Raw genomic sequence first — 15,919 nt, 5'->3', positions numbered from 1 at the left:
ACAGACTTTTTGGAAGCTTGGGCAAACCCCAATAGAAAATTTATAATTGATAGACAATATGCCCGAATTGACTACTCAGGACAAAGAGTTTTTGGATCAGTTGATAGCAAAGATCACCTTGCATATCGCTGAGGAGGAGTTTGGGGTGGCTGAGTTGGCAGATGAGATGCACATGAGTAGATCCAATCTGCTTAGGAAAGTCAAGAAGACTACCAGTTTTTCAGTGAGTCAATTCATCAACCAGGTTCGTCTTGAGCGGGCAATGGAACTCCTGCGCAGCAGTTCTGGGAACGTCTCCGAAGTCTCCCATCAAGTTGGCTTCAACAGTCCTTCTTATTTTATCAAATGCTTCCGGGAGTATTATGGTTATCCTCCAGGAGAAGTGGGCAAGCGCACCGAATCTGTGACGGAGGAAGACTCAGTGCAGCCCGTTGCCAAACTGTCTAACCGGAAATGGATACTGGCATCGGTGGGGGTTTTCTTGTTGGTAGTGCTGGGATTGATCTGGATGAGCCGGGATTATTTTGCCGAAAAACTCACCAGAGAAAAGTCCATCGTAGTGCTGCCTTTCAAAAACGACAGCGCCGATTCTTCCAATGTTTACCTCATCAATGGGTTGATGGAGGCCACGCTGAACAATCTCCAGAAGATCAAAGACCTGAGAGTGCTGAGCAGGACTTCCGCTGAAAAATACAGAGGCATCAATAAATCCATTCCAGAAATGGCAGATGAGCTGAATGTGAATTATTTGGTAGAGGGAAGCGGACAGAAAGTGGGAGATAAAATAGTCTTGAACATCCAACTTATTGATGGAGCAAAGGATCGCCATCTGTGGAGTAAACAGTATAGAAGAGAGGTGAGTGATATTTTTGCCCTGCAACAGGAAATATCCCAGGACATAGCTAAGGAAATCCAGGCGGTCATCACTCCTGAAGAGAAATCCAGGATTGAAAAAGAGCCCACAGAGAACCTAAAAGCCTACGACTCCTTTATGAAGGGATTGGATCTGCTGAATAAAGGTGGGGATGATAATCTGCTTGAATCCGTTCGGTTTTTTGAAGAAGCCATTCAAGAAGATAAAAGGTTTGCCTTAGCCTATGCCTGTGCCGGAATGGCATTTTATTACTATGATATGTTCAGGGCAGAAAAAGTCCATTTAGAACAGTTGGGTGTATATGCTGATAAAGCTATGCTTTACGATCCTTCCTTAGGCGAAAGCCTCATTGCTAAAGCCATGTATTACCTGCTTAAAAAGGAATATGGCCAAGCTTTACCGTTTCTGGAAAGAGGATTGGAATACAGACCCAATTCCTCTTTGATCATCGGATTGCTCGCTGACTTTTATGCCAATTATCTTCCCGATACCGAAAAATACTTGGAGTATGCGCTAAAAGGTGTGCAGCTGGATGCCGGGTCTAATGATTCCGTGGCTACCAGCTACTTTTATTTAAGATTGGGTAATGCTTTGATCCAAACAGGCTTCGTGGAAGAGGCGGGCTATTATATCGATAAATCCTTGGAATATTTCTCGGGCAACTTGTATTCACGTTATGTAAAGGCCTTTATCAGCTATGCGCAGGATTCCAATCTAAGGCATACCCGTCAATTGTTGAAAATCGAATTTGACAAAGATACCTCTCGCTTTGATATTCTTCAGGATCTGGGGAAAGTCAGTTATTACCTGAGAGACTACGATTCTGCCTATTTCTACTATGAGCGCTTCAACCGCCTCAGAGAGGAGAATAACCTGAACGTGTATGTACACGAAAACATGCTGATCGGCGTGGTGTATGAGCAAATGGGGAAAATGAAAGAGGGCAGAAGATTTATCGAGAGCTATCGGGACTATCTGGATAAAGACCAAACAGTGTACAAAAATCTGGGATTGACTATGTACTATGCCCATGAAGGGGATTTCGACAAGGCGCTGGAACATTTTCGACTTTTTGGCAAAGAGGATAATATCCAGTATTGGGTTATCCTGTTTTTGAATAAGGATCCCATGGCGGACAAGATCAAAAACCATCCTGAGTTCAAAGAGATCTGGACAGGAGTAGAGGATGAATTCTGGCGTCATAATGCTGAAACCAGAGCTCGACTGGAAGAGCAGGGATTGCTGTAAGTGCGGATTTTTAAATAGGGCAGGCTGCAATACGCCAGTAATAGACCAAAAGCTCCTCCCTTCACAGTAGATTTTCGCATATTGAAATAAATTTATGCAGGTATTTTGATCAAATTTTTAGCCTATATCTGTTTTTTGGTCAATATAGAGTCTGTTTTTGATAAATGAGTTAATTTTTCACAATAAGAGATGGCCTAATTTTAAAATATTCTACTGGATTAAATGATTGAAAAATTATCTGTTCAGTAAATTTTATTAACCACTTAAAAATTTTGCCTATGAACCTATTTACAAAAAGGATGGTCTTTTTGGCTATGCTAAGTTACCTTGGAAGTATGCTTTATCCTCCATATGTGGCCGCCGCTGACATTGGAGACAAGACTTCCGCACGCTTCTATGATGGCTACAATCTGGATCCAGATGAAGAGTTGACAGTCAGCGGCACGGTATTCAGTGATGAAGATAATTTACCTCTTCCGGGCGTCACAGTCCTGGTAAAAGGAACCACAAGAGGTGTTTCTACAGATGCCGATGGTAAATTCACCATAGATATACCGGATCAGGGGGCAATCCTGGTATTTAGTTTTATAGGTTTTGCCCCGCAGGAAGTAGAAGTCTATACAGACAAAGAACTTTCAATCACACTAAAAGCAGAGCTTACCTCCATGAATGAAGTGGTGGTAGTAGGATATGGAACTACCAGAAAGGGTGATATCACCAGTTCTATCGCCGGCGTAAAGGAAGAGAATTTTGTGAAAGGTGCTGTTAGAGACGCTGGGCAGTTAATCCAGGGAAAAGTAGCTGGTTTGCGGGTGACTACTCCAAGCGGTGATCCAGGTGCTGGCACACAAATCAACCTTCGGGGAATCAACAGTATCAACGGTACGTCGGATCCTCTGGTGCTGATAGATGGAATCCCTGGGACACTCAATACCGTTCCACCAGAAGATATAGAGTCGATCGATGTGCTCAAAGATGGCTCCGCAGCGGCAATCTATGGAACTAGGGCCACAGGCGGTGTGATCTTGATTACCACAAGAAAGGTAGCAGAGGGGAAAGAAACACTGTCAGCTATGATGCTTATGTAAGTGTCCAGCAAATTGCCAGAAAACTGAACCTCCTTGATGGGGACGATTACCGAAGATTGATCGCTGAAGAGGGTATTCCTTATACTGATTATGGGGGGAATACTGATTGGGTGGACGAGATGACCAGAAGTCCCATCAGCCAGAACCATAATTTAAGTTTTACAGGCGGAAATAAGACCACCAATTACACTGCTGCAGTCAATTACCGAAATTGGCAAGGGATTTTTTTGCGCTCCAATCAAGAGCGGTTTAACATCCGGGCGGATATGAACCACAGTATGTATGATGATAAACTAAGGGCAAATTTCCAGATCATCAACAGGGTGTTTACTTCAGATCAGGGGGGAGCGGATGGTTACGCATATCGCCAGGCCATCATCAGGAACCCGACAGACCGGGTGAGAACTGAAGATGGAGGCTGGCAGGAAAGGGACGGATACTTTTATGAAAACCCTATTTCCAGAATTTATGAGGCGGATTCAGAGTCCAAAACCAAGGAGATGAGAGTAAATGGTAGTCTTACTTATTCTCCGGTAGATAATCTGGATTTAAAAATGATGGTGTCCAACGTGCAAAATAGTAACCTGACTGGTTACGCCACCTCTTTTGAACACACCAATACAAGACTCAATAATCAGAATGGGACTGCTTCGAGATCTACCAGTGCCTATAATGAAAACCTGATGGAACTGACTGCCAATTACAATCATACCGTCGGTGACCATTATTTCACGGTATTGGGTGGATATAGCTGGCAAGATGCGACTTATGAGGATTTCTTTGCCTCCAATTGGGATTTTCCTACTGACTTATACAAGTGGAACAATCTTGGGGCAGGTGGGGCATTACAGGCTGGCCAGGCAGGTATGGGCAGTTCCAAAAACCGGTGGCAACTTGCAGGCTTCTTCGGTCGGGCTACTTACAACTTCAAGGATAAATACCTCTTCATGGCCAGTATGAGAAGAGAGGGTTCTTCAAGGTTTGGGATAAATAACCAATGGGGTACTTTTCCTGCTGCGTCGGTGGGCTGGAAAATCAGCAATGAGCCATTTCTAAGAGATCTGAAAAATGTAGGGGAAATCAAGTTGAGGTTTGGTTATGGGGTGACCGGAACCATTGCCAATTCTCCTTACTTATCCCAGATTAGTTATGATTTCAACAGAGCAAATGGAGCATATATCGGAGGAGAATGGGTTCAGGGATTTATCCCAGCCCGGAATTTCAATCCTGATCTGAAATGGGAAAAGAAACAGGAGATCAACTTCGGTGTCGATTATAGTTTCTTCAATGATCGGGTAAGTGGATCAATAGATCTGTACAGAAGGGATATCAACGATTTGTTATACAATTTCCCCGTGCCGGTTCCTCCATACCTTACAGGCTCAATGACCATCAATGCGGGAGTCTTGCAAAATGATGGGTTGGAGATTCTATTGAACCTGGCACCCATCAGAAAGCCTGGTTTTTCATGGAACACGAACATCACTTATTCCACTAACAGAAACAAATTGGTGTCCTTATCGAATGACCAGTTTGAGGCTACAAATGATTTTTTCACAGCGGGCTATACCGGTGAGCCAATACAGGATTATACCCACAGGGTAGAAGTGGGCGGGCCTATCGGAAGGTTTTTCCTATGGAAAACTGTAGGTGTGACTCCGGATGGAGAGTGGCTGATAGAGAATACCGAAGGGGAGGCCATACCGATCAGTACGGCTTCACAGGAAGACCGGCAGTTTTATGGCAATGGCATCCCACTCCATATCCTTGGCTTCAACAATAGCTTCCAAATCAGGAGTTTTGATGTCCAATTCAATTTTAGGGGTGCCTTCGGACACGAGATTCTCAATTTTCAGAGGATGTTCTATGAAAACCCTTATAATCCGGCCTATAATATGTTGGAAACGGCATACGACCCAGTTTATGGGGAGCGCTTGAACAGTGATTTGGCATTGGTGAGCCATTATATCGAAAAAGGAGATTACTTCAAATTAGACAATTTTACGGTAGGCTATACCTTTCCGAAGGTTGCTTTCCTAAGAAATGCACGAGTGTATGCTTCTGGGCTTAATCTGTTTACGATTACCAATTACAAAGGAATTGATCCAGAGGGAGTGAGTATCACCGGTTTTGATCCAGGCAATGACGAACGGGATAAATATCCCACTACGAGGACTTACACACTGGGCCTAAATCTCACATTTTAATCTGAACAGTATGAAATCGAGCATGTTGCTGGCAATAGACTGAGGGGGGATTTTAGTACATGCGAGATTCCATGTGACCGATAAAATCAAATTATATACACATGAAAATCAATAGAAATAATACAATTAAGTTACTAGTGATCGGATTGGCTTCGTTGGGGCTAAATTCCTGTCTAAATCTTGACGAAGAAGTATATTCCGAAGTACTGGCTACCAATTTCAATCCAACCGAAAAGGATATACCCTCTATAATAGCGCCCGTATATGGGTCTTTTAGAGGATTGATGATGGGCTGGCAGGGGTATTTTGACACACAGGAAGAATCAGCAGACATCATCATAACCCCTGCCAGGCCAAACGGATGGTATGATGGTGGTACCTATCTGCGTATGCATCAGCACAACTGGACTTCCCTGCAATGGCAGCCAACAAATATCTGGCAGAGTGCTTACCGTAGCATCACTACAGCCAATAGGGTGATGTCTCAGATTGAAGAAGGGGAGATACCCATCACAGATCAAAAGGAGGCTGTAATAGCTGAATTACGGGCTGCAAGGGCCTTTGCATATTACTTGCTCTTGGACAATCACGGCAATGTGCCGATTGTGACAGATTTCAAAGATGTTTCTTTGCCCGAGCAGAAAAGCAGAAAAGAAGTCTATGATTTTGTTGTCAACGAATTGAAGGAAGTTATGCCCATGCTAAGCGAAGATGTGAACAATACCTATGGACAATTTAATAAATGGGTAGTTCAGACTTTACTGGCTAAAATCTATCTTAATTCGGAGGTGTATATAGGTGAGGCTGCCTGGCAAGAATGTATTGATGCATGTGATGAAGTGATTATGGGTGGAGCGGGCTACGCCTTAGATGACAACTATTCCGATATTTTCAACTGGGAGAACCATAATTCTCCTGAAATCATCTTTGCGATACCTTACGATGAAATCTATGGTACCGGAAATACTGTGCATATGAAAACACTGGATCCTTTAAGTAGATTTGTGTACAACATGCAGGCAGGGCCGTGGGGGGTAACTGTGCAGTGCCACAGTTTATTAATACGTATGACCCCAATGATACAAGGCTAGGTGACACGTGGCTTTTAGGTCCGCAACTGCATGCTTCTACCGGAGAGCCGGTCATCACTTATGTAAATAAGGTGCCGAGTATGGCTGGAACCGAATCAAATCAAGGTGCCAGAATAGGGAAATATGCCATCAAGCAGGGAGCTACCGGGTCTTTGGATAATGATTTTCCGATGCTGAGATATGCAGATGTGCTCATGATGAAAGCAGAGGCATTGTTGAGAACGGGACGTGCAGATGAAGCTGCCCTTTTAGTGACCGAAGTTAGACAGCGCGCGTTTCTTGCAACCGATCCGTCAAAAGCTGTGGTAACGGGAGCGGAGCTTCTTCAGGGAAGCTCCTACCAGTATGGTATCCAGAATGAGGATGGTACCGTCACAGGGACTGGTGGGGATGACATTGAATTTGGTAGGTTTCTTGATGAATTGGGTTGGGAGTTTGCCGCCGAAGCCCACAGGAGGCAGGATATAATCCGGTTTGGAGTTTTTCAGACCAAAAGTTGGTTCAACCATTCTCCCCATCCCCAGGCGGACAGCAGGACATTATTTCCAATCCCGAATGATGAAATGAACAAGAATCCTAAACTGACCCAAAATCCTGGGTATAACGATTAATTGCAGTTTAGCTTTATCTACAGAGACGGGGACTTTTTCCCGTCTCTTTTTTTGACTGATTCTAGGCGGCTGGGTGAAAATGTATTCTTATATCAATGTTCCAAAACCGAACAAAACCGAACACTTCTGGTTTTTCTTAAAGACTGAAATAGCCCTAAACCGGTTGTACAAAGCGTTTTTCAACGTGGCACAATTTTTTAATACTACAATTAGGAATCAATTGTTTTGCCATGAAGAAATATCAATTGGGGGAATTCGAGGAAGTCGTCATGCTGACGGTAGGTGTGCTGTTTGACGAAGCTTATGGAGTTTCAATTAAATCTGAAATTGAATCAAGACTGGAGCGCAGTGTCAGTGTAGGAGCTTTGCAAACTGCGCTAAAACGATTGGAGGACAAAGGGTACTTAAAATCAAGGGAAGGCGAGAGCACCCATGAGCGGGCGGGCAGACCAAAAAAATATTTCCAGATCACGGCTTTGGGCAAGGAAGCCATGCAATTTACCCGTCGGACCAGAGAGGATCTTTGGAAAGCTATTCCCGATGTCGTATGGAATCTAAAAATGGGCTAAGAGACTATGGGAAAGAAGGGAACACAACCACCCGGATTAGCTCAGCGATTTTTCAGATGGTTTTGTGATAAGGATCTGCTCGCTTCCATAGAAGGGGATTTATTTGAACTATACCATGAGCGGCTTCAGAAAGAAGGTAAGCTCAGGGCTGACCTGCGTTTTGTCCGGGATGTGCTACTGCTCTTCCGACCGGGGATCATTGGGATCAATAGCAAAGAATATAAGACTAACCATATTGACATGTTTCGAAACAATTTTAAAATAGCCAGAAGGACACTCTGGAAGAACAAAGCCGCCACCATCATCAATATGCTGGGGCTTATCGTGGGGATCACCTCATGTATGCTGATCGCTCTTTTTATCCAACATGAAATGAGTTACGATACCTTTCAGCCCAATGCTGAAAGAATCGGTAGGGTGGTCATGGAATATTCCTTTGATGGGGGAGAAGAAAGCTCAAAAGGAACATTCACCAGTACCAAAGTAGCTCCTGTCTTCTCGAGGACATTTCCCGAAGTGGAAAAAGCTATCCGCATGAATCAATCTTCCGCGATTTTGCAACTTGGCGGAAATCCTGTTACGGAAGCGGGTTTCATGTATGCGGACTCTACTTTTTTCGATGCTTTTGCTTACAAGATCATCCAAGGGGATCCAAAAATTGCCCTAAATGGCCCCAGAAAAGTAGTTTTGACTGAAAGTATGGCCAAAAAGTACTTTGGAGAATCTAATCCAGTAGGTCAGGCTCTAGAGGTGGGGGATAATAAAACAGTCTATGAAGTGACCGGGGTGATGGAGGACTATCCTTATAATTCCCAATTTCGATTCGACTTTCTGGCTTCTTTCTCTTCTCTGGGCGTGAATCAAGAGGAATCTTATTGGAATGCAAACTACACAACTTATGTGCTTTTGCAGGATGAAAGTTCCTTTGGTAGTATGGCGGAGAAGTTGCCGCCATTTATGGAAAAGGAGTCAGCGGATTTGGGAGCGACAATCAATTTTACTTTAGAGCATTTTGACAGGGTACACCTGTACTCTCCTTATTCGGATTTTGTGCCCAATACCCATATCAAGTACCTCTACATGCTTGCGGGGATTGCATTGCTGATCTTGGTGATCGTTTGTTTTACCTACATCAATTTGAGCACGGCGAGATCTGTGGAGCGGGCAAAGGAGGTGGGGATCCGAAAAGTCTCAGGAGCCGGACAATCCCAGCTATTCTGGCAGTTTATCGGAGAGTCATTTCTGTTATGTGGCCTGTCTGTAGTTGCCAGTTTTATAGTTGTTTATCTAGTATTGCCCAGTTTCAATAATCTTATTGATAGAGAATTAATGCTTGGGGACTTGCTGTCACTTACGTTTTTGACTTTTACATTGGCCCTTACCCTGGGGCTGAGCTTGATTGCGGGGGCATATCCGGCGATTTTTTTGTCCAAATTCCAGCCCATGAAGGTTTTGAAAGGAATATTCAAAAACACTCCTTCTGCAAAGTGGCTCCAGCAATCACTCACGGTGTTCCAGTTTGGGATTTCAGTTTTTCTGATCATCGCCACTTTGGTAGTACAGGGTCAGCTCAACTATATCCAAAGCAGGGATTTGGGATATGACAGGGCGCATATTATTTCTTTGCCGATAGGCTGGAACACTGATTTTCAGAAAATCAACACATTGAAAAAGGAGTTAAAAGCCAGTTCCCAGATTCTTGAAGTTTCCAGGGCTGCCTCCAGTCCGGTCAATATCAATAGCGGATACAGCATGAATTTGCCGACCAGACCTGAAAATGAGGTGATCTCTGTCAATGCCAATCCGATAGATGAAAACTTCATACCAGCTACAGGGCTGAAAGTGATCGCAGGAACCAATTTTACAGAACAACATATCCGGCAGACAGAAATAGAACCTTGGGAGAAAAAGGAATTCCATTATATCATGACCGAAAGTGCGGCTGGTAAATTCGGCTGGAGTCCTGAAGAGGCTATAGGGAAAGAAATGATTCTAAACCAACAGGGTACTGTAGTAGGAGTAGTCAAGGATTTTCATTTCCAATCCTTAAGAAATGACCTTCAACCATTGGTGTTGTTTTCAGCCTCTTGGGGCGGCAGGTTACTGGTAAAGATCAATGGGGAAAATATGCCTGAATCTTTAAGTTTCATTGAGAAAACCTGGGAGAAAATATTGCCCGAACGACCATATTCTTACCATTTTCTAGATGAGGATTATGATCGAATGTACCAGTCCGAAATGCAGTTGGGCAAGTTGATGAACCTGTTTTCCACCTGTGCCATAGTATTGGCCTGTCTGGGTTTGTTTGGATTGTCTTCCTATATGATTCAGCAGCGATTGAAGGAAGTCAGTATCCGAAAAGTGCTGGGAGCATCGACTTTTCAGGTTCTCAATATACTTTCAGGAAATTTTGTGCGTCTGGTATTGATTGCCATTGTTCTTGCATCACCGATTGCTTATTATGTGATGAGCAGTTGGCTGGAGGATTTTGCTTTCCATATTTCGGCTCCTTGGTGGGCGGTAATGGTCGCGGCCGTCCTGACTTTGGGAATTGGACTGATCACCTCAGGGATCCACGGCCTAAAGGCAGCCCTGAGCAACCCTGCCAATAGCTTGAAGAGTGAATAAGGTTCTTCGCTTCGACCAAATGTCTGCGGATCGAGGCAGTTGTATAAAATACTTTGAAAAATCTGCTAACGGGACAGGATAGAGTTTGTCCAGGGTATTAAGGTGATGCTGCTCTCTAGCCCCAACAGTTTACTGGGAATTGATAATCATCATTTCGGGTGGAACAGCAGGGGCAGTGGTGGATGTAATTTATGCAGCTGGGATTAGGATATTTATCGGCTCGGTCATTCTGACTGATAATCAAATGAGTGTAAATCTGATAGTAGTTGAGTAGGATTATAGACTTATAAAAAGTATCAGGAAGGTAGAAAAGGTACTGGATACCCCACTAATGGATTATTCCATTGGCGATTACAGGGAGCTTTAGCATAATAAAAGTTTTATTGGCCCAGGATTTTATAGGATATAATTTATACTTTGGAGTTTAACTATTTGTTAATCTCTTAATTCGGCCAACAAAGATGCACAAAAGTATATTTGTTTCATTATGATGAATAAGGAAGACAATGATGCTTTAGCTCAGCTATCCTGTAATAATACGGATGGGCTCAAATATATTTTTGACAAATACTATAATGGCCTCTGTGACTTCGCTACCATTTATGTTCGCCCATCCGATGTGTCATCGGATTTGGTAAGTGATTTTTTTATTCGCTTCTGGAACCAGCGCCATCAGATAAAGATCACAGGTTCACTTAGGGCATACTTGTATAAATCCGTGAAAAATGCCTGTCTCAATCATCTCCGGGGCCGAAAGGTGGAAATGATGAATTACGAGGACTATTCTGAAGTATTTATCAGTACTGAGCTATCACCGGATGAACAGATGGAGTTCAAAGAATTCCAGGATAAGCTGGACTTTTTCACCAATTCCCTACCAGATAGAAGGAAATTGATTCTTCAGCTAAAACTTAAATCAGGCTTTTCAAATTCGGAAGTCGCTGAAGCGTTGCAGATTTCTGAAAGCACTGTAAAAAACCAGATGAGGGCTGTAATAAACAGCCTTAAAGAAAAAAACAATCTTTCCTGATATTTTTCAGTAGTTCAATAGTCAAATTCATTTGAAACTGTGTCTTGCCTGTATATGCAGGGAAACATGAGTTTAGAAAATTTTGAATATTTTGAAAAATACTTACTTGAACAGTTGTCCACTGAGGAGGTTTCTGAGTTTGAAAAAAAACTCAGGGATGACGCTCAGTTTGCCCAGGAGTACAGATGCTTTTTAGGACAGCTCGACAATACTTTTGGATCTAAGGGATTTAACTCTGCTGATAAAAATTCAGCTTGGCAGAAAGTGATTACTGGTATCTATATTCCTTCGTCAGGGGTAAAACCGATTACGCAAAGAAGCTGGAGTTGGGGCAGGGCTGCCAGCGTCACTATTATCATGTGTTTAGGATTATTGGCGTTTTGGCTTTACAGGGCTAGCCCTGAAAAAGGTATTGAAATGGTAACCAAATCTACAGTCGAAGGCCAGAAAGCTACGATTACGCTGGCAGATGGAACCACAGTCCGATTAAATTCATCTTCTTCAGTTTCGTATCCTGTCGAATTTTCTGACAGTACAAGAAAAATCATGCTGTCCGGCGAGGCATTTTTTGAAGTAACCTCGGATAAAAGCCGTCCATTTATTATTTCCTCGGGTCAATTGGAAACCAAAGTCTTGGGCACATCATTTAACATCAGGTCATTTCCGGATGAAAAGCGTCAGGAAGTTGCGGTAAAGTCAGGTACAGTGCAGGTGGCTTTTCCAGTGCAGTTATCGGATCCCGTCAATCTTCAGGTTGGTGATGTTGTTATTTATGACAATGCCAGTTCCACAATGGAGTTGGAGAAAGTTGACCCTGAATCTATTGCATTATGGACCCAGGGGTACATATACTTTGAAAACGAGACACTTGGACAGGTGCTGAAAAGTCTAAGCAGATGGTATGGGGTGGAGTTTTCGGTGGAAGATCCAAGGATTCTAAACTGTAGAGTGACATTAAAACAACGCGATGAAACCTTAAAAAATATTCTTGAAATCCTAAAATATGCCAGCTATGTAGAATACGAATTCAACGAGAACCAAATGATCATCATCAAAGGGAAGCCTTGTTAAAAGAAAAAACGGGAGTGTTGCAGCACCCCCGCATTTCTGGTAGAAACGACCTGTATAGATAAGTCTACAGGAGCATTTCCTTTTGTCTAAACTCACATTTAAACAATTCAAAATTATGGAATCACGCTTACTAAAAAAAGTAAAGCCCTGGCTTATGAGGCTATTTTACAGTGTACTTATTTCATGCTTACTCACCACTACACTGCTGGCAGGCAATGTATCCGGACAGGACCTGGAAACGACCAAAGTAAAGTTCAGTTCAAAATATGCAAATCTGGATCAGGTGTTATCAGTTATTGAAAAACAGACTGAATTTCTTTTTACCTATAATGCGGCTATTCGCCCCAAAAAAATAGCTATCCAGATTGGTCCAGGTGAAGGGAGCCTGTTGAAAGTGTTGGAAGATATATCAAGGACTACTAACCTGAGTTTCAAGCAGGTGAACTCAATGATTGCAATCAAGGAAAAGAAAACGGAACTGTCGGTGAAACAAGCCAAGTTCCAGTTGTATTCCGGAACTGTGATGGATGGAGACAGTGAGGAAGTCCTACCCGGAGCAACTGTTCAGATCAAGGGTACTACTACCGGTACAGTGACGGATGTGAATGGGGCGTTTGAGATAAATGCTGAATCCGGGCAGGTTTTGGTGATCAGTTTCATTGGCTATGAGTCGCAGGAAATCACTCTCGGGGACAATCTGAATATTACAGTTTATCTAGGAGGGGATACCAAGGCACTGGAAGAGGTGGTGATCGTAGGGTTTGGAGAGCAAAAGAAAGTGAATGTAACCGGTGCGGTGGAGATGGTTACCCATGAGGATTTGGAAAACAGGCCTACCACCAATACTTCCAATTTATTACAAGGGTTGATGCCCGGCTTGGTAGTCCAGAATTACACGGCCATGCCTGGACAGGATAATGGATCTATAAGGATCAGGGGAGTAAGCAGCATCAACAATTCCAATCCATTGGTGATTATTGATGGGATTGAAGGGAACATGAATATCCTTAATCCCGATGATATAGCATCTGTCTCAGTCCTAAAGGATGCTGCGTCCGCATCCATTTATGGTTCTCGCGGTGCAAATGGTGTGATTTTGATCACCACAAAATCCGGTAAGAGAAAAGGTGCCCCACAGATTAGCATCACTAGTTATTTTGGTATCCAGAAGCCTATCCAACTTCCGGAAATGCTGGGATCTGTGGAAATGATGCAGCTTCAAAATGAAGCACTTCGGAATGTGGGCCAATCCGAAACATACTCGGATGAGGATATCCAAAAAGTAATCGATGGGACAGACCCTAACTTCTCGGCAAACACCAACTGGATAGAAGAAATTTTTAAAGAGCGGGCTCCCCAGCATCAGACGAATGTGTCTGTTTCAGGGGGGGCTGAAAATTTAAGTTATCTGGTGTCTTATGGTAATTTGACCCAAGACGGACTCGTAGTTGGGGATGCCTATTCTTCCAAGCGAAACAATTTAAGATTTAAGTTAAATACGACATTGCTGGATATACTGGATTTAGATGCAAATATTGGATATATCGATCGGGTTTATCATTCCCCACAATGGTCCACGACTGCCTCTGGAGGTGTAATCCGTGGGGCATTGAATATTTCTCCTTTGGTACCTGTCAGATATACAAATGGTGAATGGGGCTATGGTGGAGGGGCCAACAACCCGGTAGCCATTGCTACCGATGGAGGCAGTAATGTCTTTGCTTCCCAGGAATTTACCGCCAATATCACAGCACAGGTCAGCCTGCATCAAAATCTAAGTCTAAAGGGACAGTACGGCCAGGTCATGAGCAATTCAAGGCGGGAGACATTTGTGAAAAAGGTGGTCCATAGACACCCTGATTCAGGAGATGTCCTTTGGTTCAATGTGGAGGAAAATTCTTTGGAAATCAGGGATTATGTCAACCGGTATCAAAATACGTTGGCTCAGTTAGACTATAGAAATTCATGGGGAGATCATAATTTTAGTGGACTTTTAGCTTTTCAGCAGGAATGGCAGCGATATGAGTCCTTTGCGGGCAGCCGCAAAAACTTTCTCTCAGAAGATGTTCCCGCGTTGGACTTAGGTACAAATCCAGTACAGAATAACAGTGGCGACGGATATCATTGGGCACTTAGATCCGGGATAGCACGATTGAATTATGACTATAAAGGGAAATACCTGCTAGAATTGAATGGCAGATATGATGGTTCTTCCAGATTATCCAAGGAAAATCGCTATAAGTTTTTCCCTTCCCTTTCTGCCGGTTGGAGATTTTCAGATGAAGGGTTCTTTGAAGTCCTAAAAAAGGTAGTCTATGATGGAAAAGCGAGAGTGTCGTTCGGTGAATTGGGGAACCAATACCTAAGCGACATGACTGGATATGCAGAGTATTATGCCTATCTACCCGTACTCAATGATGTAGGGACGATGCCGATTGGAGATCAAAGAACCAATGGATTTGCCCAGACTATTTCTGCAGGTACCAACCTTTCCTGGGAGACTGTACAAATGTTAAACATCGGCTTGGATCTATACTTTTTGGATGGCAGGCTTTCATTTACCGGAGACTGGTTCAACAAACAGACCAAGGATATCCTGTTAAGGGTTCCTCAGCCTTCTGTTTTGGGAATAACCCCCAGTGATATCAATGCGGGAGCAGTGGAGAACAAGGGGTGGGAACTGAGTCTAGACTGGCAGGATCAAATCAAGGAATTTAGGTATGGAGCAAATTTCCAGCTTTCTGATGTACAGAACAAAGTTTTGGATATGGGTGATACACCTCCTGCTTATGGGACCAATGTAAATCTGGTTGGCTATGCCAGTGGATCTTATTATGGCTATGTGGCTAAACGCCTGGCTCAAGAAAGTGATTTTGATCTGGTAGATGGCAGACTGGTACCCAACATTCCCGTGGCAGCGAGTGAGTTAAGCAAGTTTGGACCAGGTGACCTGGTTTATGAAGATTTGAACGGGGACGGAGAGATCACAGCAGAAGGGGATAGGACAGTTCTCGGCAATGCTTTTCCTCGATACACTTACTCTTTTAGAGGAAACATAGGATGGAGAGGGTTTGATCTGTCTTTCTTTTTTCAAGGTGTAGGGCAGGCTGTGGGCTATTTGTATGATAATGCACGACATGCCTACAAAAACTCTTCGATGTATCCTCAGACTATCCACAGGGATCGTTGGACTCCCGATAATACTGATGCCTCCTACCCAAGACTTATTTTCGGCGAGACATATAATTCCAGAGTTTCCTCCTATTGGCTGGAGGATGCTTCCTACCTCAGATTAAAAAATCTTCAGATTGGTTACACCTTACCAGTCCATCTGCTAGAAAGGCTAAGAGTGAATAAATTCAGAGTCTATTTCTCAGGTGATAATCTATTTACCAGAACTGATTTCTATTACGCTTATGATCCGGAATCTCCGCTATCGGCGGGAGGGTATTACCCGCAGGCGAAGACCTTTACAGTAGGGGTAAACATCGGGCTTAAGTAG

The 15,919-nt window shown here is 43.4% G+C and carries 9 protein-coding genes and 1 pseudogene; all 10 read left to right on the top strand.

Features of this window, described 5'->3' with window-relative positions:
• Positions 1-58: 58 nt before the first annotated feature.
• The 10 genes and pseudogenes from LZF95_RS11125 (at position 59) to LZF95_RS11080 (ending at position 15,919) form a co-directional block, all read left to right on the top strand.
• Positions 59-2,122, top strand: a complete 2,064-nt coding sequence (locus LZF95_RS11125) for a helix-turn-helix domain-containing protein (protein WP_233755072.1) — start codon at positions 59-61, stop codon at positions 2,120-2,122.
• Positions 2,123-2,400: 278 nt separating this feature from the next.
• Positions 2,401-3,210, top strand: coding sequence for a carboxypeptidase-like regulatory domain-containing protein (locus LZF95_RS11120; RefSeq protein WP_233755071.1), 810 nt, complete (start codon positions 2,401-2,403; stop codon positions 3,208-3,210).
• 8 nt (positions 3,211-3,218) lie between these two features.
• Positions 3,219-5,417: pseudogene (locus LZF95_RS11115) on the top strand (SusC/RagA family TonB-linked outer membrane protein); the annotation flags it as partial.
• Between the two features lie 101 nt (positions 5,418-5,518).
• Positions 5,519-6,508 (top strand): RagB/SusD family nutrient uptake outer membrane protein, encoded by a 990-nt coding sequence (locus tag LZF95_RS11110; RefSeq protein WP_233755070.1) that lies wholly within the window; start codon positions 5,519-5,521, stop codon positions 6,506-6,508.
• Positions 6,445-7,119: a RagB/SusD family nutrient uptake outer membrane protein gene (locus LZF95_RS11105; protein ID WP_233755069.1), complete on the top strand. Its 675-nt coding sequence runs from the start codon at positions 6,445-6,447 to the stop codon at positions 7,117-7,119. The genes LZF95_RS11110 and LZF95_RS11105 overlap by 64 nt, the downstream gene beginning before the upstream one ends.
• 230 nt (positions 7,120-7,349) lie before the next feature.
• Entirely contained in the window at positions 7,350-7,688 is a 339-nt protein-coding gene (locus LZF95_RS11100) for a PadR family transcriptional regulator (protein ID WP_233755068.1), read from the top strand.
• A gap of 6 nt (positions 7,689-7,694) precedes the next feature.
• Positions 7,695-10,316 carry an ABC transporter permease gene (locus LZF95_RS11095; RefSeq protein ID WP_233755067.1) on the top strand — a complete coding sequence of 874 codons (2,622 nt, stop codon included), beginning with the start codon at positions 7,695-7,697 and terminating at the stop codon, positions 10,314-10,316.
• A gap of 487 nt (positions 10,317-10,803) precedes the next feature.
• Positions 10,804-11,346, top strand: coding sequence for an RNA polymerase sigma factor (locus LZF95_RS11090; RefSeq protein ID WP_233755066.1), 543 nt, complete (start codon positions 10,804-10,806; stop codon positions 11,344-11,346).
• 66 nt (positions 11,347-11,412) lie between these two features.
• A complete protein-coding gene (locus tag LZF95_RS11085; RefSeq protein ID WP_233755065.1) occupies positions 11,413-12,417 on the top strand; it encodes a FecR family protein in 1,005 nt (334 codons plus the stop codon).
• A gap of 154 nt (positions 12,418-12,571) precedes the next feature.
• Positions 12,572-15,919 carry a TonB-dependent receptor gene (locus LZF95_RS11080; protein WP_233755064.1) on the top strand — a complete coding sequence of 1,116 codons (3,348 nt, stop codon included), beginning with the start codon at positions 12,572-12,574 and terminating at the stop codon, positions 15,917-15,919.

The sequence above is a fragment of the Algoriphagus sp. AGSA1 genome, assembly GCF_021390545.1.
Classification (GTDB): Bacteria; Bacteroidota; Bacteroidia; order Cytophagales; family Cyclobacteriaceae; genus Algoriphagus.
The sequence above is the reverse complement of the archived record's forward strand: the minus strand, read 5'-3'. Positions and strand labels throughout refer to the sequence as shown.

Excerpts from the sequence above, each read along its gene's own strand:
- LZF95_RS11095 (WP_233755067.1), top strand. The coding sequence starts at position 7,695 with ATGGGAAAGAAGGGAACACAACCACCCGGATTAGCTCAGCGATTTTTC.
- LZF95_RS11125 (WP_233755072.1), top strand. The coding sequence starts at position 59 with ATGCCCGAATTGACTACTCAGGACAAAGAGTTTTTGGATCAGTTGATA.
- LZF95_RS11080 (WP_233755064.1), top strand. The coding sequence starts at position 12,572 with ATGAGGCTATTTTACAGTGTACTTATTTCATGCTTACTCACCACTACA.
- LZF95_RS11100 (WP_233755068.1), top strand. The coding sequence starts at position 7,350 with ATGAAGAAATATCAATTGGGGGAATTCGAGGAAGTCGTCATGCTGACG.
- LZF95_RS11090 (WP_233755066.1), top strand. The coding sequence starts at position 10,804 with ATGATGAATAAGGAAGACAATGATGCTTTAGCTCAGCTATCCTGTAAT.
- LZF95_RS11120 (WP_233755071.1), top strand. The coding sequence starts at position 2,401 with ATGAACCTATTTACAAAAAGGATGGTCTTTTTGGCTATGCTAAGTTAC.
- LZF95_RS11085 (WP_233755065.1), top strand. The coding sequence starts at position 11,413 with ATGAGTTTAGAAAATTTTGAATATTTTGAAAAATACTTACTTGAACAG.
- LZF95_RS11110 (WP_233755070.1), top strand. The coding sequence starts at position 5,519 with ATGAAAATCAATAGAAATAATACAATTAAGTTACTAGTGATCGGATTG.